This is a genomic window from Terrabacter sp. Soil811 (assembly GCF_001429655.1).
Lineage (GTDB): Bacteria > Actinomycetota > Actinomycetes > Actinomycetales > Dermatophilaceae > Terrabacter.
Genome location: NZ_LMSX01000007.1, coordinates 549,212 through 565,340, shown reverse-complemented (window position 1 = coordinate 565,340; position 16,129 = coordinate 549,212). Strand labels below are relative to the sequence as shown.

The window sequence follows — 16,129 nt, the reverse complement described above, 5'->3', positions numbered from 1 at the left end:
GTGGGCTGTCCGGCCCTGCCGAGGGCGTCCGGTGAGCGATGACGTACTTCTGGGTCGGCATCGGCGTGCTGCTCGTGGTCGGCCTCGGCATGATCGTGTGGGCCTCCCAGTCGGGGCCGGACCCGTCCGGGCGTGACGTCTCGGCCCGGCGGAGCAGGCAGACGCAGATCGGTGCCCTCCTGGTGGCGGTCTCGCTCGGCGTCCTCGTGGTCGCCTATCTCACGGCCGCCTGGCCCTAGGCCGCTGCCCGCTTCGCTGGGCGGAGTTGCGAGAGCGGTGGGGGACGTAGGCTCCATCCCATGGCTGAGACTCCCCGCGTCACGTACGTCCTCATCGACGGGGAGAACATCGACGCCACCCTCGGGACCTCGATCCTGGGACGGCGTCCGCGCCCCGAGGAGCGCCCGAGGTGGGAACGGCTGCTCCAGTTCGCGCAGGAGCTGTGGAACCAGCCGGCCGCCGGGCTCTTCTTCCTCGCGGCCAACAACGAGCTGCCGATGCCGTTCGTCCAGGCGCTGATGGCCATCGGCTACCGGCCCGTCCCGCTCTCCGGCGCGCCGGGCGAGAAGGTCGTCGACATCGCCATCCAGCGGACGCTCGTCGAGATCCGTCAACGCCGGGCCGACGTGCTCCTCGTCAGCAACGACGGGGACTTCGTCGACCAGGTGGGCGACCTGCTGGACGGCCGGCGGGTGGGGGTCGTCGGGTTCCAGGAGTTCCGCAGCAACGCGTTTCTCGAGCTGACGGCCCAGGGTCTGGCCACCTTCGACCTCGAGTACGACGTGCAAGCCTTCCGGGAGTCGCTGCCGCGGATCCGTGTCATCGCGATCGAGGACTTCGACCCGGCCGACTTCCTCTAGACCCGCCTCGCGCCGTCACGGGTCCAGTCGGCGCCTCAGCGTGTGGGGCGCGCAGAACCGGTAGCTCTCGGTCACCAGCTCGGCGACCTCGTCCCAGTCGGTGTCGTCGTCGAGCACCATGCCGACGACGGTCGGCGACCACGGCGGCCGGTAGAACGGCGGTCCTGCGTTGACCAGCGCCGACAGCTCGTCTCCGGATGAGCGGAAGGTCAGCACCGTGGTCGGCTCGGTCACGCCCGTCACGTCGCGGTATGCCGAGGTGTACCCCTCCTGGGCCACGAGGACGTGGGCGAAGGTCTTGCTCCGCACCCGCCACCGTATGCCGGTCCAGGCGTCCTCCTCGTAGGCGTCGGGCAGGGCCAGCGCCGTGGACCCGAGGCGCGCGACGACATCGCCGGAGGGCTCGATGCGCGGCGGCCTGGACACGCGCCGAGTCTGCCAGCGCACGCCGACAGGTGGTCGCTCGTCCGGGCGCGTCCCCACCGCCACCACTAGTCTCGAGGTGTGCCCGAGTTCAGCTGGCGACCGGCCAACGACGCGATGATCGCGGACGTCGAGGCCGTGTTCGATGCCGGTGGCGCCGCCAAGTGCCGCTGCCAGGCGCTCAAGGTCCCGGGCTGGATCTGGCGCGACACGACTCAGGACGAGCGTGACGCTGCGCTCCTGGAGCAGGCTGGCTGCGGCACGAGCGGCCCGACATCTGGCCTCGTCGGCTACGTCGACGGCGAGCCGGCCGGCTGGGTCGCGGTCGAGCCTCGGGAGAACTATCCGAGGATCTGGGCCCGGCAGAAGGCGTGGATGCGGATGGACCCCGAGCTCGAGGGCGTCTGGTCGGTCACCTGCTTCGTCGTGCGCAAGGGCTTCCGGCGACAGGGCCTGATGTACGAGCTCGCCGCCGCCACCGTCGAGTACGGCAGGAAGGTCGGCGCTCGCGTCCTCGAGGGCTACCCCACCGAGCCGCCGCCCGGGAAGACGGTGATCTGGGACGAGGCGTCGGTCGGGCTGCTCCAGGTCTTCCTCGACGCCGGCTACGAGGTCGAGGCGTCGCCCACTCTGCGTCGGAGGGTCGTGCGACACCGGCTCGGCGCATCGTCCTGACGGTCGGCTCCGTCAGGGCCATCTCTGGCTCGAGGTGGCGTCAGCGGTCACGAGGGAAGTGCTTCCAGTTCCCTTCTGTCACAACCTCGACGGTGCCATCGGCCACCTTGATCGCCGTCTGGTCGTCCATGGCATACGCAGGATGGGAGATGCCGGCCACCCACTGCTCCGCCTCGGCCATGGAGTTGCCCGGCATGCCGTCCGGAGCCAGATGGGGACAGATCGAGAAGTCAACGATGCCCAGCGTGCTGTCGTCACCGGTCGGCGGTCTCCACTGGATGAAGTCTTCCCCGACCTCGGGGGTCATCACCATGCTCCCGGCGCTCAGCCCCACCCAGACCGTCTCGGTCAGGGATGGAAGCAGGTCCGCCAGCCCAGACTCCCGCATCCAGTAGCAGAGATAGAGAACGTCGCCCCCGGCCACCAAGAGCACGTCGGTTTCCCGGACCAGCGGCACCCAGCGCTCCTCACCGATGCTGGGCAGCGCGGTCAGCTCCAGCACGCCGACGGACTTCCAGCCCAGGTCGACCATGGGATTCTGGGAGTTTCCACTGATGAACTGCCACGCCTTGACGCCAGGACCGACATGGGGATGTCCGTACTGGGCGGTCGGGATGCACAGAGCGCTCGAGTCTGCGATCGGCTTGCCCAGCAGATCGACCAACGCGTCGCGGATGCTCGAGTTCGTGACTCCGCCAGAGGTGAGGAGAAGACGCATTGCCTTGGCTCCGTCAGTCGTGCCGTCCCAGAGGACGAGCGTGGTCAACCTCGAAGCGGGAAGGCCCGAGGCGTGTGCACACCGTACACACCTGGACGCCTGGGCAGGGTTCTTGGCTGTCGGACCCATCTCGGAGGTCCTGTCGGCAGATCCGGTGACGCCTGTGCTCGGAAGGCCGAGGTTGCGCCTTTCTCGACCGCGCGCCGTCCGAGGGGAGGAAACTGCAGGGTGGAGCGCATCGAGGCACCAAGGATGGGGAGCCGCGCATGGTCAGGTCCGGAGAGGCGCCGGAGGACAGCATTGCCGTGATGTCGCGGCAGGCGCTCGTGGGGCGTCTTGCGCAGGTCAAGGAGCAGTTCCGGGCCACGAGCGACATCCTCAAGGTGTTGACGAGCTCGTCGGGAGACCCCGACAAGGTCTTCGACGCCGTCGTCGAGAACGCCCGGACGCTGCTCAACGCGGCCGTCGCGCAGATCTACCTCGTCAAGGGCGCGACGTACGTCATCGCGCGCCAGAGCGGCATGACGGAGGAACACCGCCGACTCCTCGAGCAACACCCGATCAAGCGCGACCGCGGCACCCTCGTCGGCCGCGTGACCATCGACCGCCGGATCCACCACATCACCGACGCCGTCGCCGACCCGGACTACAGCCGGTCCGACCTCCAACGGATGGCCGGCTTCCGGTCGATGATCGGCGCGCCGCTCATCGTGGGAGACGAGGTGGTCGGGGCGCTCAACGTGATGCGGAACCGCGTCGCCCCCTTCGACGACGTCGACGAGCGCGTGCTCGCGACGTTCGCCGAGCAGGCGGCGCTCGCGCTACGCCACGTCGACCTGTTCGCCGCGCTCGAGAGCAGGTCAGCCGCCCTCGAGAACAGGTCCGCCGAGCTGGCACGAAAGGTCGAGCAGCTGGAGGGCCTCGCCGACGTCGGCGCCGCGATCAGCTCGACGCTCGTCCCGGACGAGATGCTCGCCACGATCGTGTCGCACGCAGTCGAGCTGTCCGGCACCGACGGTGGTTCGCTGATGGAGTACGACGAGGCGACCGGGCTCTTCCGGGTGCGAACCGTGTACGGCACGAGCGACGACACGGTCTCTGCCCTTCGGGCCGCCGAGATCCACATCGACCGGACGTGGGTCGGCAAGGCGGCTCGGACCCGCCGCGTCCTGCAGATCCCCGACCTGGACGAGGCGCAGCTCGACGAGCACCTGGCCGTCCTGCACGCGGACGGCTGGAAGTCGCTCGTCGCCGTCCCGCTCGCCAGCCCTGACCGGGTCGTCGGCGTCCTGGTCGTCCGGCGAAAGAGGACTGGTTCCTTCAGTGGTGAGACGTGCGACCTGCTCGACACGTTCGCCAGCCAGTCCGCGGTGGCACTGACGAACGCCCGCCTCTACCAGCAGCTCGAGCTGCAGAGCGCCGACCTGGCCGAGGCGAGCAGGCACAAGTCGGAGTTCCTCGCGAGCATGTCGCACGAGCTGCGCACCCCGCTCAACGCGGTGATCGGGTTCTCCGAGGTGCTCCTCGAGCGGATGTTCGGTGACCTCAACGAGCGGCAGGAGGACTACCTCAAGGACATCCATGATGCCGGCCGCCACCTGCTCGCGCTGCTCGGCGACATCCTCGACCTGTCGAAGATCGAGGCGGGGCGGATGGAGCTCGACCTCACCACGTTCCTGGTCGACGACGTCATCGGCCAGGCCCTCTCGCTGGTGCGCGAGCGGGCGGCACTGCACGGCATCGAGCTCACGCTCGAAGCCCAGCAGGGCCTCGGGCTCGTCACCGCCGACGAGCTGCGCCTCAAGCAGGTGCTGCTCAACCTGCTCAGCAACGCCGTCAAGTTCACGCCGGACGGGGGCTCGGTCGGGGTTCACGCGCGTCGCGACGCAGGCGACCTCGTCGTGACGGTCACCGACACGGGCATCGGCATCTCGCGAGAGGACCAGGCCCGCATCTTCGACTCGTTCCAGCAGGGCAGCAGGTCTGCGTCGACGACGGAGGGCACGGGCCTCGGGCTCACGCTGAGCAAACAGATCGTCGAGCTGCACGGGGGTGAGATGTGGGTGCGGAGCGCTCTCGGTGAAGGCAGCACGTTCGGCCTCAGGATCCCGCAGGTGGCGGTGCCCGCGAAGGTGCGAGACGAGCAGTGGCCGGCCGACGACCTCTCGAGCGGCGAACCGACCGTGGTGGTCATCGAGGACGACACGAGATCGGCCGAGCTCGTGGCGCTGCACCTTCGCGCCGCCGGACTGAACCCTGTGACCGTCGGCACCGGTGAGGCGGGACTCGAGGCCGTCCGCCACCTGTCGCCGGCTGCGGTCGTCCTCGACATCCACCTGCCGGGAATGACGGGATGGGACGTGCTGGAGACCCTGAAGGCGGACCCCTCCACGGCGTCCGTGCCCGTCGTGGTCGTCAGTGTCGAGCCCGAGCGCGGCCGCGGATTCGCCCTGGGCGCAACGGAGTACCTCGTCAAGCCGGTCGCCGGGGAGCACCTGCTCGCAGCCGTGAGCCGGGCACTGCAACAGACGCGGAATCCCGTCCCGCTGGGGACCCTTCCCGAAGGTCGTAGCGTCGTCGTCGTCGACGACGACCCGCTCGCACTCAAGCTCGTGCAAAGCACGCTGGAGCCGCTCAGCTGGACGGTCCACACGTGCTCGGGAGGCCTCAACGCTGCGGATCTGGTCCGCACGGTGAACCCGTCGGTCGTCATCATGGACCTGCTCATGCCGGAGGTGGACGGGTTCGCCGTCATCGACGAGCTGCGGGCCGACGGCACAGACAGCGGCCCACCCATCGTCGTCCTCACGGCGAAGTCGCTGACGTCAGAGGACCTGCGGCGATTGGAGGGTCGGATCGCCTTCGTCGCGGAGAAGGCAGGGCTCGACCTGGCGAGCCTGGCACGGCGGCTGGCCCAGATCGCCGCTGCGGACGAGGCCGAGACCGGGAGCGGGACCAGCCACGAGACGGGCGACGGAGGGGCGTCATGAGCGACCGGCCGCTGGTCCTCTCGCGGAGGACCGCCTCGTCGATCGGCGACGAAAGGCCGGGCTGCGCTACGGGCGTGGTCGGGCCACCCCGCGTAGCCTGACGGGCATGAGCGCCTGGAATGACAAGGTCATTGCCGAGTTCCGGGACAACGGCGGGAAGGTCGGCGGCAACTTCGCGGGTGCGCCGCTGCTCCTGCTCCACACCACCGGCGCCAAGTCGGGGGAGGCGCGCGTCAACCCGATGATGTACCAGGCCGTCGACGGCGGCTGGGCCGTCTTCGCGTCCTACGCCGGCCTCGACGTGAACCCGGCGTGGTTCCACAACCTCAAGGCCCACCCCGACGTGGCGATCGAGGCGGGCACCGAGGGTGAGGTCGAGACGATCGACGTGCACGCGAAGGTCCTGACCCCCGACGAGCGCGAGCCGGTCTGGGAGGAGCAGAAGCGCCGCTACCCGGGCTTCGCCGAGTACGAGCAGAAGACCGACCGCGTCATCCCGGTCGTCCTCCTGACGCGCCGCTGACGCGCCGCTGACGCGCCCCTGACGCGCCCCTGACGCGCGGCCGACGCCCAGCCCCGGTCAGGCGGCGGCCGCCGCCAGCTCGGCCAGGTCGTCGTCGGTCAGCTCGAGGTCGGCGACCGCCATGTTCTCCTCGAGGTGCGCGACCGACGACGTGCCCGGGATGAGCAGCACGTTGTCGGCGCGGGCGAGCAGCCAGGCCAGGCCGACCCGCGCCGCGGGTACGCCGCGACGAGCGGCGACTGCCTGCACCGCAGCCTGGTCGACGACCTTCGGCAGATGCGGGAAGGCCGAGCCGAGCGGGAAGTACGGCACGTACGCGACCCCGGCCGACGTGCACGCGTCGAGGACGTCTGCGTCCGTCTGGTCGACCAGGCTGAAGGGGTTCTGCACGCACACGATCTCCGTGATTGACTGCGCCGCAGCGAGATCCGCAGCCGACACCGTCGAGAGGCCGACCCCGGCGATCTTGCCCTCGTCGCGCAGGGCGGCGAGCTCGGCGACCTGGTCCTCGAGCGGCACCTCACCGGCACCGGGCGCGTCGGCGTCCATCCGACGCAGGTTCACCGCCGTCAGACGGTCGACCCCGAGGGCGCACAGATTCGCCTCCACGTCGGCGCGCAGCTCTGCAGGCTTCTGGGCCGGCAGCCACGCGCCGGCCGAGTCACGACGCGCCCCCACCTTGGAGACGAGAGCCAGGTCGGCGGCATACGGGTGGAGGGCCTCGCGGATCAGCTCGTTGCTGACGTCGGGCCCGTAGAACTGGGCGGTGTCGATGTGGTCGACGCCGAGCTCGACGGCTCGGCGCAGCACGCGCAGCGCCTCGTCGCGGTCGCGCGGCGGCCCCATGACCCCGGGGCCGGGGAGCTGCATGGCGCCGAAGCCCACGCGTCGAACGGAGCGGTCTGCCAGGGGGAAGGTGTCGGTCATCCCATCGACGCTAGGTGTTGGAGTGCGCTCCAACGCAAGACCGCCGGCCCCGACCGACGCCCCAACCCTCGACACGCGGCTCCGGATCCCGGTCGCCATTGCCACCACAACCTGCGAAATCGCGCTCTCCAACCCGCTCTTCGGCAAGACCCGGCTGCGGTCCGTCCCCCAGATCTGCTGCAACGGCCTGTTCGCCTGCCCTGCAACCGGACCCAAGCACACGTTCGCCTACGTCGACGACGTCGCCACGGCCGGTAGCGGCTTCGACACCGCCGCCAAGTGGGACACCGGCGCCAACCCGAGCAGCGGTGGCACGGCCGCCTACACCAACCAAGAGCTCAGCGGTCTCGGCTCCTCGATGACCGACGCCGGAGACGGCAAGATCTACGTCGGCTTCAACATCGCCGACCGTGGAGACAGCGGCAAATCGACGTCGGCCGCCACGACGACGGACCCGACGACCTCGGTTGCCGACACGGCTTCCGCGTCGGGCTCGACCAGGCGGTGACCAAGCCGGCGACGTCGGCCGGAGGCCAGCCGGTGACCTCGGAGGGCGCCACCAAGTAGCCGTAGACCCCGGGCGAGGCGCTCGGCGCGCAGGATCTGCGGGCCGAGCGCCTCGACCGAGGGAGGCTCGGGCGCGCTCAGCGCAGGTTGTAGAACTCGCGGTGGACGTTGGCCGGGCCGACACCCGCGCGCACGAGCCCGCGCTGGAGCGTGCTCACCATCTGCTCCGGTCCACAGAGGAAGGCCGAGAGGAGGCGAGGCTCGGCGCCCACCGTCGCGAGCACCTGCTCGACCGTGAGCCGCGGGTCGGTCTCGGTGTCGACGAGGTGGAGGTGCAGCTCCTCGTGGTGCCCCACCAGGTGCGCGACCTCGTCGGCGAGGGGCGCCGGACCTCGCGCTGTGTAGAAGAAGTCGACGCGGTGCGGCAGCTCACCGGGCCTGACGGAGCGGAGCCAGCTGAGCATCGGCGAGACCCCGATCCCGCCCGCGACCCACACCTGGTGCTCGGTGCCCCGCGTGAAGTCGAAATGCCCCTGTGGGCTGCTGATGACGGCCGGCATGCCCGGCGCGACGAGATCGCCGATGCTCGACGTGAAGTCGCCGAGGGCGCGGACCGTGATCCGGACCTCCTTCTCCTGCGGGCCGCTGGCGATCGTGAAGGGGTGCCGGTGCCAGCGGTCGCGGGCCTCGAGGTTGACGAGGGCGAACTGGCCGGGGCGGAAGTCGAAGCGGTCACCGAGCGGGCGCAGCCAGATCTCGTACGACGCGTCGTCGATGGGCTCCACCGACGACACCTCGTAGTCATGGGTCCGGGCGACGCGCCGGGCCAGCAGCTCGCGGTAGAGGTAGAAGGCGAGACCGACGCCACCGACCGCGACGTAGGACCACCGCAGCAGCTGCGAGCCGAAGACGGTCGCGTCCATGAGGCCGTGGACGAACCCGAGTCCCAGAAAGATCCCGGTCAGGCGATGGAAGCCGCGCCAGAGCCCGTAGCGGCCGATCCACCTGCCGACGAACCGGATCGGTGGCGCCGCCATGAAACGCTCCACGAGCGGGCGCGCCGGTCGCGGTGTGATGGAGCGCCAACGCGGGGCGATGGCCCACACGGTGAGGGTCGCGAGCCCGACGATGCCGATCGTGCCCAGGGTCGGACCGAGCTGGGTGGGGTTGGGGTTGCCCGTCGACGCGATGTGCACGCCGATGAGGGCCGTGCCCGCCATCGCGACCCGGCGGTGCCACACCGCGGCCTTGTCGACGCCGTCGAAGAACTGCTCGACCCAGCGCAGTGTGCTGATGAGGACGAGGCCGACCGACAGGAGCAGGACCCCCTCCGCGCCGATGAGCTGACCGATGAACTGGCCCGCGTCGCCGACTGGTCGGGCCAGCAGCCAGAGCAGCGCGAAGGCGACGACGAGGGCGCCGATCGTCGCCGGCCCGACGAGGCGGGTGACGAGGTGCGCGCCGTGGTAGGGGCGTCGCTGGCGCAGCTGGGTCTCGAGGGCCATCGGGGTCTCGGCTTTCGGCGGCACGCGGCGATGCGTGCGGGGACATGGCGTCGGCCTGTGTCGCGCTCCCCGAGCAGGCCATCCCCAGACACGTACCCCGTCCGCCAGTGGCCGCGTCCGGCCGGTCGTCGAGACTTCACCGGCTCGTCGGCGCGATCTTCCACGCCGTTCACGGGATCCGAAGGGTTCTCCCAGACTCCGCCGAAAGTGTGGAGCGGTCTCAGCTCACCCACCCCGGGCACTCACACCGGGGCCCACGAGAGGCTTCTCCGTGCACACTCCCACCATCGTCAAGGCGGGGCTCGTCGGCACCCTCGCCGCAGCCGCCGCCTTCGCCCTCGGCGGCTCCTCCGCCGACGCCCACGGCGGCCTCCCCGTCGTGGGCGTGCCGCACGCCAACGCGAAGTTCGGCGTGCAGAACAACGTCCTCACCCCGTCGGCCAGCCAGACGTCCGTCGCCTGGGGCAACCTGCCGCTGACGAACCCCGACACCGCCAACGGCGTGACCCACTACGGCTTCAACACCCTCGACGGTGCGCCTCTGACGCAGACGAAGAACGAGGCCCACAAGACCGAGCCCGACAAGAACGTCTACCTCGTCCTCGGCGGCAGGCACTACCTCTACCAGGGCCACGAGATCGGTCCGCGCGGCTATGTCACGCGCATCAACCTCGACGAGACCGATCCCCTCAAGCGGGTCACGCTGATCTCCGACACCGACGTCGCGGGCAACGCCTACCCGACGATCGACGGCATCACGTGGGACCCGTTCACCCGCCAGCTCCTCCTCACGGCGGAGTCGAGCGCCCCCAAGGGTGGCGTGTTCGGGGTCGGCCTCGACGCGAAGGGTGACCCGGTCGACGGCGGCAGGGCGACGCGGCTCGCGGCGCTCGGCTCCGGTGGCTTCGAGGGCATCCAGAACGACGCTGCCGGCAACGTCTGGATGCTCGAGGACATCGGCGGTGCCGGGGCGAGCGGCGGCAAGGTGCCCAACAGCTTCGTCTACCGCTTCGTGCCGAACGACAAGAGCGACCTCACCCGGGGCGGCACGCTCCAGGCGTTGCAGATCAGGCGCGCCGACGGCACGCCGGCCACGACGTCACAGCTCCAGTCCAACCCGTCGGACCCGTTCATCGGTGCGCTGCACACGTACGGCTCGTCCTTCGCGACGGCGTGGGTCACGATCCACACCGGCACGACCGAGGCGTTCGACGCCACCGCCGCCGCCAAGGCAGCGAACGCAACGCCGCTCAAGCGTCCCGAGAACGGCGTCTTCCGGCCCGGCACGGGATTCAAGGAGTTCTACTTCACCGAGACGGGTGACACGAGCACCTCGAGCACCCTCCCCGGCGCGTACGGCGGCGTCTTCCGCATCTCGCAGGCGAGCCCGACCTCCGACACCGGTCGCATCTCGATCGCCGCGGTCGGCGACGTCGAGCACACCGGCTTCGACAACATCACCTTCGCGACGAAGGACGACCTGCTCGTCGTCGAGGACGCCGGCGACGGCCTGCACACCCAGCGCAACGCGCTCGACTCCGGCTACGTCTTCAACCTCGCCGACGGCCGCGAGCAGGAGGGGTCGTATGCCGCCGGGCGGGGTCGCGCTCCGAAGCCGGTCCGCTTCCTGGCGGAAGGCCGCGACGCGTCCGCGACGTTCGACTCGATGAGCGGCCCGTCGTACAACGACGGCGACAACGAGATCACCGGCATCCACGTCTCCGACGGCGACCCGACGGTCGGCGGTCTGCTCGGCGCCAAGCTGCCCCAGCCCACGACGTCGGCCTCCTGGCGGACGTTCTGGACCCAGCAGCACGGCGACAACACGACCTGGGAGATCAGCTGGAACGGCGACCGCCAGAACTGACGGGCCGCTGACCGACCGCCCGGTTGAGGTATCGCCGCCGCAGAACCTGCGGCGCGCCTACCTCAACCGGGTGGCGGCGCGGCGTCAGATGCCCTTCGCGGCCTCGATGAGGGTGTTGGCGGCGAAGCGCAGCCCCTCGAGCTGGTCGAGCTCCTGGTCCTCGTGCTCGATGTTGACGGGCATGTCGGGGTCGACCTTGTGCAGGGCGCGGAGGAACTCGGTCCAGTAGGCCGTGTCGTGCCCGCGGCCGACGGCGACGAAGTCCCAGGAGGGGCTCTTGGGCCAGCCGCTCAGGGTCGTGCCGCCACCCAGCGGCAGGTAGCCGGGCTCGCCCTGGGCGACGCGGTAGAAGGAGTCGTCGATGACGCCGTTGACCTTCGCGGCGTCATTGATGCGCGTGTCCTTGGCCGCGGCGACGAAGACGAGCTCGCCGAGGTCGGCCACGGCGAGGACGGGGTCGATGCCCTGCCAGAAGAGGTGGCTCGGGTCCATCTCGGCACCGACGTGGGTCGCTCCGGTCTCCTCGACGAGGCGGTGCAGGGTGCGCGGGTTGAAGACGATGTTGCCCGGGTGCATCTCGATGGCGACGCGGACGTCCGCCGCGGCGGCCCGGGCCTGGATGTCCTTCCAGTAGGGCACGGCGACGCTCCACTGATGGTCCTGCACGTCGAGGAAGGGGCTCCACCACGGGAGCGGGTTCCACACGGGGACAGAGGTGCCCGGCTCGCCGCCCGGAGCGCCGGACATCGTGATGACGCGCGGGACGCCGAGGAGCGCGGCGAGCTCGATCGAGTCGACGAGGTCCTGAGAGTGCGGGAAGCCGGCGGCCGGGTGCAGCGGGTTGCCGTTGCAGTTGAGGGCGGTCAGGGTCAGGCCGCGCGAGGTGAACTCGCCGAGGTAGTCCTGCCGGGCCTGCTCGCTCGCCCGGAGGTCGTCGACGGGCAGGTGGATGGGCGGCAGGAAGCCGCCGGAGTTGATCTCGACGCTCGTGAGTCCGAGGCTCGCGATCATGTCGAGGGCCTCGCCGAGGGGCTTGTCGCCGAGGCAGGCGTTGTAGGCGCCGAGCTGCATGGTCGTACCTTTCGAAAGTGTCTGGGGTGGTGATGGATTCGAGCGCGCGTCAGGCGAGCGAGACGGACGATCCGTCGGCCGCGGCTGAGCGGGTGACCGCATCGATGATGGTGAGGTCGCGCAGGCCGTCCTCGAAGGTCGCGACGGGCGGCAGACCCTCGATGCCGGCGACCTGCTCGAGGAAGGCGCGGCACTGGTAGCCGAAGAGGTCGCCGACACCGAAGGAGACGCCGGGGAAGTCCATCGGCAGGCCGCCCTTGACGTAGGGGTGGGCCGGGCCGGCGAGCACCTGGTTGTAGCCGTCGAGGCCGTCGTCGCGCAGCTTGCGGATGACGGAGAACTCGGCGGGTCGGTCCATGTCCCACTTCGCGGCGCCGTGCTCGGCCATGAGGTCGAAGGCGAGCGAGTTCGCGTGGCCCGGCGCGATGCGCGAGATCGAGAAGGTGCCGACGGCGCCGGACTCGAAGTGCGCGGTGAAGGTCGCGACGTCGTCGTTCTCGACCGGCTCGCGCACGTCGGACAGCTCGGCCCGGGCGTGCCCGTAGGTCGTGCCGAGCGGCACGGCGCGCTCCGTGACCTTCGTCGTGAACGTCGCGCCGCTCACGGAGTCCATGGGCCCGCAGAGGAACTCGGCGAGGTCGATGAGGTGGCTGCCGATGTCGGCGAGGGCTCCGGTGCCGGGGCCGCCCTTGTAGCGCCACGCCATCGGCGTCTCGGTGCTGCGGGCGTAGTCGCACCAGTAGCGGCCGTTGAAGTGGCTCACCTCGCCGAGCTCGTCGTGCAGCAGCTCGCGGATCGCGGCGACGGCGGGCTGGCGACGGTAGACGAACGCCGTGCCGGTCGTGAGGTCCGGGTGCTTCTCGGCGGCGGCGATCATGGCCCGGGCGTCGTCGATGCTCGCGGCGATCGGCTTCTCGCAGAGCACGTGCTTGCCGGCGTCGAGGAGGGCCTCGACGATCTCGCGGTGCAGGTGGTTGGCGACGACGACGCTGACGACCTGGACGTCGTCGGCCGTCAGCAGCTCGCGCCAGTCGGTGCCGTGGCGTTCGTAGCCGTAGCGGGCGGCAGCGTCCTTGGCGACGGCCTCATTCGCGTCGACGACGGCGGCATACCGGATGGGCGGCAGCGGTGGGTCGAAGAGCGTGGGGGCGGTGCGGTAGCCGGCGCAGTGCGCCCGTCCCGCCATGCCGGCGCCGATGACGGCGACGCCGATGGGTGACTGCGTCATGGGATGTACCTCTCTGGACATCTCGGTCAGGGTTGCGCAACGAGCGCTTTTAAAGCGCTTTAAGTTACGATGGCTCCAGTGTGCGGAGCGCCGCCCACGCCTGTCAACACTTTGTTCTGACAATCTGTCCTGAGTCCCTCCCGACGCCGCCACCGACGCCGCCACCCGAGCCGCCACCCGAAGGAGCCGTATGCCGTCCCGCCCCGCGCGCCCCCGCCTCGAGGACGTCGCCTCCCGGGCCGGCGTCAGCACCGCCTCGGCGTCCCTCGTCCTGCGTGGACGCCCGGGGCCGGGTGCCGCGACGCGCGAGGCCGTCCTCGACGCCGCCCGCGAGCTCGGCTACCGCGCCGACCGCACCGCGAGCCTCCTCGCCCGGCGGCGCACCCAGCTCCTCGGCGTGACGATGGGCGTCAGCAGCACCTTCCACGCCGAGCTGCTCGAGGACCTCCAGGCCGCCGCCGACGAGCGCGGCTACGACATCGTCGTCAGCCCGCTGACACGCACCCGCGACGAGCGCCGCGCCGTCGAGTCGCTCCTCGACTTCCGCTGCGAGGCCTTGCTGCTGCTCGGTCCCCGGCTGCCCGACGCCGAGCTCGCGGCGCTGGCCGAGGAGCACCACGTCGTGGCCATCGGCCGCCGGGCGCAGGCGGCCGGCGTCGACGTCGTGCGCGCGGCCGACGACGTCGGCGTCGGCCTCGCCGTCGAGCACCTCGTCGGGCTGGGTCACCGCGACATCGCCTTCGTCGACGGGCCGCGCGGGCCGATCGCCACGCTGCGCCGACAGGGCTACCGCAGCGCCATGAAACGCCTCGGTCTCGCGGACGCGGCCGTCGTCGTCGACGGCGGGGGAGACGAGGAGTCCGGCGCCCGCGCCGCCGCAGCCCTCCACCTCCAACCTGAACCGTCGAAAGGCCGCGAACCGGAGCCCGCCGACGATCGGGCGGCCCGACGTGGCCGCGTGCGTATGCCGTCCGCCGTCGTCGCGTTCAACGACCGGGCCGCGCTGGGTCTCCTCGACCGACTCCGGCGCGACGGTGTCGACGTGCCCGCGGACGTCTCGGTCGTCGGCTACGACGACAGCCTCATCGCCCGGCTCGCGACCGTCGACCTCACGAGCGTCAGCCAGATCCCCGAGGCGATGGCGACGGCCGCGGTCGAGGCGGCGACGCAGCGCCTCGACGAGGGGCGCACCGAGCCCGTCGAGCTCGTCCTCGAGCCGCAGCTCGTGGTCCGCGGCACGACGGCGCCGCGCGGTGACACGACGACCCGGTGCGGCGGCATACGCGAGCCGTGAGGGCCCGGGCGTCGGCGCAGCGGACTACGGTCGGGTCATGGCCGACAAGCTGACCCGACAGGCGGCGTCCGACGCCCTCCCCACGTGGCGGTTCCTGCTCCAGCGGATGCACCTCACGGTGCAGGCGCCCGACGTCGCGACGGCCTTCGACTTCGTCGCGCGGGTCGGCGCCGTGGCGGCGCCCCTGGGCCGGCAGCCCGACCTCGACGTCCGCGGCGCCCTCGTGCACCTGGCTGTGTCGACCGAGCCGGCGGGTGGCGTCAGCGACGCCGACATCGCGGTCGGCCGAGCCGTCGACTCCGTGGTCGCCGAGATGGGGCTGACCTCGCAACCGGGGACCCTCACGGTCGTCGAGATCGCCATCGACGCCATGGACATCGACGCCGTCCGGCCCTTCTGGGACGCCGTCCTCGGGTGGGACGTCATCGCCCGCGACGACGTGCAGGATCCGCTCCGCCTCGGCCCGGCCGTGTGGTTCCAGCAGATGGACGAGCCTCGGCCGCAACGCAACCGGATCCACCTCGACGTCACCGTCGCCCACGACGAGGCGCCCGGACGCATCGAGCGGGCACTGGCCGCCGGCGGGCACCTCGTGTCCGACGCGAGGGCCCCGGCCTTCTGGATCCTCGCCGACCCCGAGGGCAACGAGGCGTGCGTCTGCACGTGGCAGGGCCGCGACCCCGTCCCGGGCTGACGCTCCTCAGTCCTCCAGTGCGGCCGACACCAGGCGCGCGAAGCGGCCCGGGTCGTCGACCCAGGGGAAGTGGCCGGCGCCGGGCTGCACGACAGAGCGGCCGTCGACGAAGAGCGCGGCGAGCTCCGCGCCGAGCTCCGGGCCCGGCATGAGGTCGAGCTCGCCGACGATGACGCGCACCGGGGCGGTCAGTGACCCGAGTGCCGCCCGCGTCGTGGCCGTGTCGACGGCCTCGGCGCGGAAGGCCAGGGTGCCCCCGCGGTTGCGCTGGGCCTCGTCCGTCGCGGCGTGCCGCCGTGCGGCCTCGGTCCACGGCCCGTAGAGGAAGGGTGACATCGCCTGCCGCGTCGCCGCGGAGTCGTCGTCGGAGTCGAGAGCGACCCTGGCCGCCGCGAACCACGGCTCGCCGGAGCGCAGCGCGATGCGCTCCTCCCAGTCGTCGTCGCTGATGTCGAGGCCCACCGCCGAGGTGCCGGGGGTGACGAGCACGAGGCGACCGACGCGTGCAGGGTGGCGTGCGGCATACAGCAGGCACACGGATGCCCCGGCGGAATGGCCGAGGAGGTCGAAGCGCTCGAGCCCGAGGTGGGCGCGGAGCGCGTCGAGGTCGTCGGCGAGCCGCGACGGGCCGTATGCCGTCGGGTCGGCCGGCTCCGGGGAGTCGCCGGTGCCGCGCGGGTCCGGGATGACGAGCGTGCGCCCGGCCACTCGCGCGAGTCCGCCGAGGTCCCCGAGGTATGCCGCGTCACGGGCGGGGCCGCCGGGCCAGACGACGAGCGGGTCGCCGGTGCCCTCGGTGCGGTAGGCGAGCTCGGTGCCGTCATCGGACAGGTAGGTCGGCATGGGA

General features: G+C 71.2%; 16 protein-coding genes. 9 read left to right on the top strand and 7 right to left on the bottom strand.

Going from position 1 to position 16,129, the window contains the following annotated elements:
- Positions 1-38: 38 nt before the first annotated feature.
- Positions 39-239 (top strand): hypothetical protein, encoded by a 201-nt coding sequence (locus ASH01_RS09490; protein WP_056774673.1) that lies wholly within the window; start codon positions 39-41, stop codon positions 237-239.
- 60 nt (positions 240-299) lie between these two features.
- Entirely contained in the window at positions 300-860 is a 561-nt protein-coding gene (locus ASH01_RS09485; RefSeq protein WP_056774669.1) for an NYN domain-containing protein, read from the top strand.
- 15 nt (positions 861-875) lie between these two features.
- Here the strand turns inward: ASH01_RS09485 and ASH01_RS09480 are convergent, their stop codons facing one another.
- On the bottom strand, positions 876-1,286 hold the full coding sequence (locus ASH01_RS09480; RefSeq protein ID WP_056775310.1) for an MmcQ/YjbR family DNA-binding protein: 411 nt from the start codon (positions 1,284-1,286) through the stop codon (positions 876-878).
- 78 nt (positions 1,287-1,364) lie between these two features.
- Here ASH01_RS09480 and ASH01_RS09475 point away from each other — a divergent pair, with 78 nt between their 5' ends.
- Positions 1,365-1,958: a GNAT family N-acetyltransferase gene (locus ASH01_RS09475; protein ID WP_056774667.1), complete on the top strand. Its 594-nt coding sequence runs from the start codon at positions 1,365-1,367 to the stop codon at positions 1,956-1,958.
- 40 nt (positions 1,959-1,998) lie between these two features.
- On the opposite strand, the gene ASH01_RS09470 is transcribed toward ASH01_RS09475, so the two are convergent.
- On the bottom strand, positions 1,999-2,676 hold the full coding sequence (locus ASH01_RS09470; RefSeq protein WP_056774664.1) for a Type 1 glutamine amidotransferase-like domain-containing protein: 678 nt from the start codon (positions 2,674-2,676) through the stop codon (positions 1,999-2,001).
- A gap of 266 nt (positions 2,677-2,942) precedes the next feature.
- Here ASH01_RS09470 and ASH01_RS09465 point away from each other — a divergent pair, with 266 nt between their 5' ends.
- Together ASH01_RS09465 and ASH01_RS09460 are read left to right on the top strand one after the other, a co-directional pair.
- Positions 2,943-5,666, top strand: a complete 2,724-nt coding sequence (locus tag ASH01_RS09465; protein WP_082619631.1) for a GAF domain-containing protein — start codon at positions 2,943-2,945, stop codon at positions 5,664-5,666.
- A 106-nt stretch (positions 5,667-5,772) separates the two neighbouring features.
- Positions 5,773-6,189 carry a nitroreductase family deazaflavin-dependent oxidoreductase gene (locus tag ASH01_RS09460; RefSeq protein ID WP_056774659.1) on the top strand — a complete coding sequence of 139 codons (417 nt, stop codon included), beginning with the start codon at positions 5,773-5,775 and terminating at the stop codon, positions 6,187-6,189.
- Between the two features lie 57 nt (positions 6,190-6,246).
- On the opposite strand, the gene ASH01_RS09455 is transcribed toward ASH01_RS09460, so the two are convergent.
- Positions 6,247-7,116 carry an oxidoreductase gene (locus ASH01_RS09455; protein WP_056774656.1) on the bottom strand — a complete coding sequence of 290 codons (870 nt, stop codon included), beginning with the start codon at positions 7,114-7,116 and terminating at the stop codon, positions 6,247-6,249.
- A 22-nt stretch (positions 7,117-7,138) separates the two neighbouring features.
- On the opposite strand from ASH01_RS09455, the gene ASH01_RS09450 reads away from it, so the two are divergent.
- Positions 7,139-7,624 (top strand): hypothetical protein, encoded by a 486-nt coding sequence (locus ASH01_RS09450; RefSeq protein WP_056774654.1) that lies wholly within the window; start codon positions 7,139-7,141, stop codon positions 7,622-7,624.
- A gap of 136 nt (positions 7,625-7,760) precedes the next feature.
- Here ASH01_RS09450 and ASH01_RS09445 read toward each other — a convergent pair whose 3' ends face one another.
- Complete coding sequence (locus tag ASH01_RS09445; protein ID WP_056774651.1) at positions 7,761-9,128, bottom strand: ferredoxin reductase family protein; 1,368 nt, start codon at positions 9,126-9,128, stop codon at positions 7,761-7,763.
- Between the two features lie 271 nt (positions 9,129-9,399).
- Between ASH01_RS09445 and ASH01_RS09440 the strand changes: the two genes are divergently transcribed.
- Positions 9,400-10,995, top strand: coding sequence for an alkaline phosphatase PhoX (locus ASH01_RS09440; protein WP_056774649.1), 1,596 nt, complete (start codon positions 9,400-9,402; stop codon positions 10,993-10,995).
- Positions 10,996-11,079: 84 nt separating this feature from the next.
- On the opposite strand, the gene ASH01_RS09435 is transcribed toward ASH01_RS09440, so the two are convergent.
- A complete protein-coding gene (locus ASH01_RS09435; RefSeq protein ID WP_056774647.1) occupies positions 11,080-12,066 on the bottom strand; it encodes a sugar phosphate isomerase/epimerase family protein in 987 nt (328 codons plus the stop codon).
- Positions 12,067-12,115: 49 nt separating this feature from the next.
- Positions 12,116-13,294, bottom strand: a complete 1,179-nt coding sequence (locus tag ASH01_RS09430) for a Gfo/Idh/MocA family protein (RefSeq protein ID WP_056774644.1) — start codon at positions 13,292-13,294, stop codon at positions 12,116-12,118.
- A 190-nt stretch (positions 13,295-13,484) separates the two neighbouring features.
- On the opposite strand from ASH01_RS09430, the gene ASH01_RS09425 reads away from it, so the two are divergent.
- Positions 13,485-14,588 carry a LacI family DNA-binding transcriptional regulator gene (locus ASH01_RS09425; RefSeq protein WP_056774643.1) on the top strand — a complete coding sequence of 368 codons (1,104 nt, stop codon included), beginning with the start codon at positions 13,485-13,487 and terminating at the stop codon, positions 14,586-14,588.
- Positions 14,589-14,625: 37 nt separating this feature from the next.
- Positions 14,626-15,282 (top strand): VOC family protein, encoded by a 657-nt coding sequence (locus ASH01_RS09420; RefSeq protein WP_082619662.1) that lies wholly within the window; start codon positions 14,626-14,628, stop codon positions 15,280-15,282.
- 6 nt (positions 15,283-15,288) lie between these two features.
- Here ASH01_RS09420 and ASH01_RS09415 read toward each other — a convergent pair whose 3' ends face one another.
- Complete coding sequence (locus ASH01_RS09415) at positions 15,289-16,125, bottom strand: alpha/beta fold hydrolase (protein ID WP_056774636.1); 837 nt, start codon at positions 16,123-16,125, stop codon at positions 15,289-15,291.
- Positions 16,126-16,129: the final 4 nt, after the last annotated feature.

Excerpts from the sequence above, each read along its gene's own strand:
- ASH01_RS09470 (WP_056774664.1), bottom strand. The coding sequence starts at position 2,676 with ATGCGTCTTCTCCTCACCTCTGGCGGAGTCACGAACTCGAGCATCCGC.
- ASH01_RS09460 (WP_056774659.1), top strand. The coding sequence starts at position 5,773 with ATGAGCGCCTGGAATGACAAGGTCATTGCCGAGTTCCGGGACAACGGC.
- ASH01_RS09435 (WP_056774647.1), bottom strand. The coding sequence starts at position 12,066 with ATGCAGCTCGGCGCCTACAACGCCTGCCTCGGCGACAAGCCCCTCGGC.
- ASH01_RS09455 (WP_056774656.1), bottom strand. The coding sequence starts at position 7,116 with ATGACCGACACCTTCCCCCTGGCAGACCGCTCCGTTCGACGCGTGGGC.
- ASH01_RS09415 (WP_056774636.1), bottom strand. The coding sequence starts at position 16,125 with ATGCCGACCTACCTGTCCGATGACGGCACCGAGCTCGCCTACCGCACC.
- ASH01_RS09425 (WP_056774643.1), top strand. The coding sequence starts at position 13,485 with ATGCCGTCCCGCCCCGCGCGCCCCCGCCTCGAGGACGTCGCCTCCCGG.
- ASH01_RS09485 (WP_056774669.1), top strand. The coding sequence starts at position 300 with ATGGCTGAGACTCCCCGCGTCACGTACGTCCTCATCGACGGGGAGAAC.
- ASH01_RS09420 (WP_082619662.1), top strand. The coding sequence starts at position 14,626 with ATGGCCGACAAGCTGACCCGACAGGCGGCGTCCGACGCCCTCCCCACG.
- ASH01_RS09490 (WP_056774673.1), top strand. The coding sequence starts at position 39 with ATGACGTACTTCTGGGTCGGCATCGGCGTGCTGCTCGTGGTCGGCCTC.
- ASH01_RS09445 (WP_056774651.1), bottom strand. The coding sequence starts at position 9,128 with ATGGCCCTCGAGACCCAGCTGCGCCAGCGACGCCCCTACCACGGCGCG.
- ASH01_RS09465 (WP_082619631.1), top strand. The coding sequence starts at position 2,943 with ATGGTCAGGTCCGGAGAGGCGCCGGAGGACAGCATTGCCGTGATGTCG.
- ASH01_RS09430 (WP_056774644.1), bottom strand. The coding sequence starts at position 13,294 with ATGACGCAGTCACCCATCGGCGTCGCCGTCATCGGCGCCGGCATGGCG.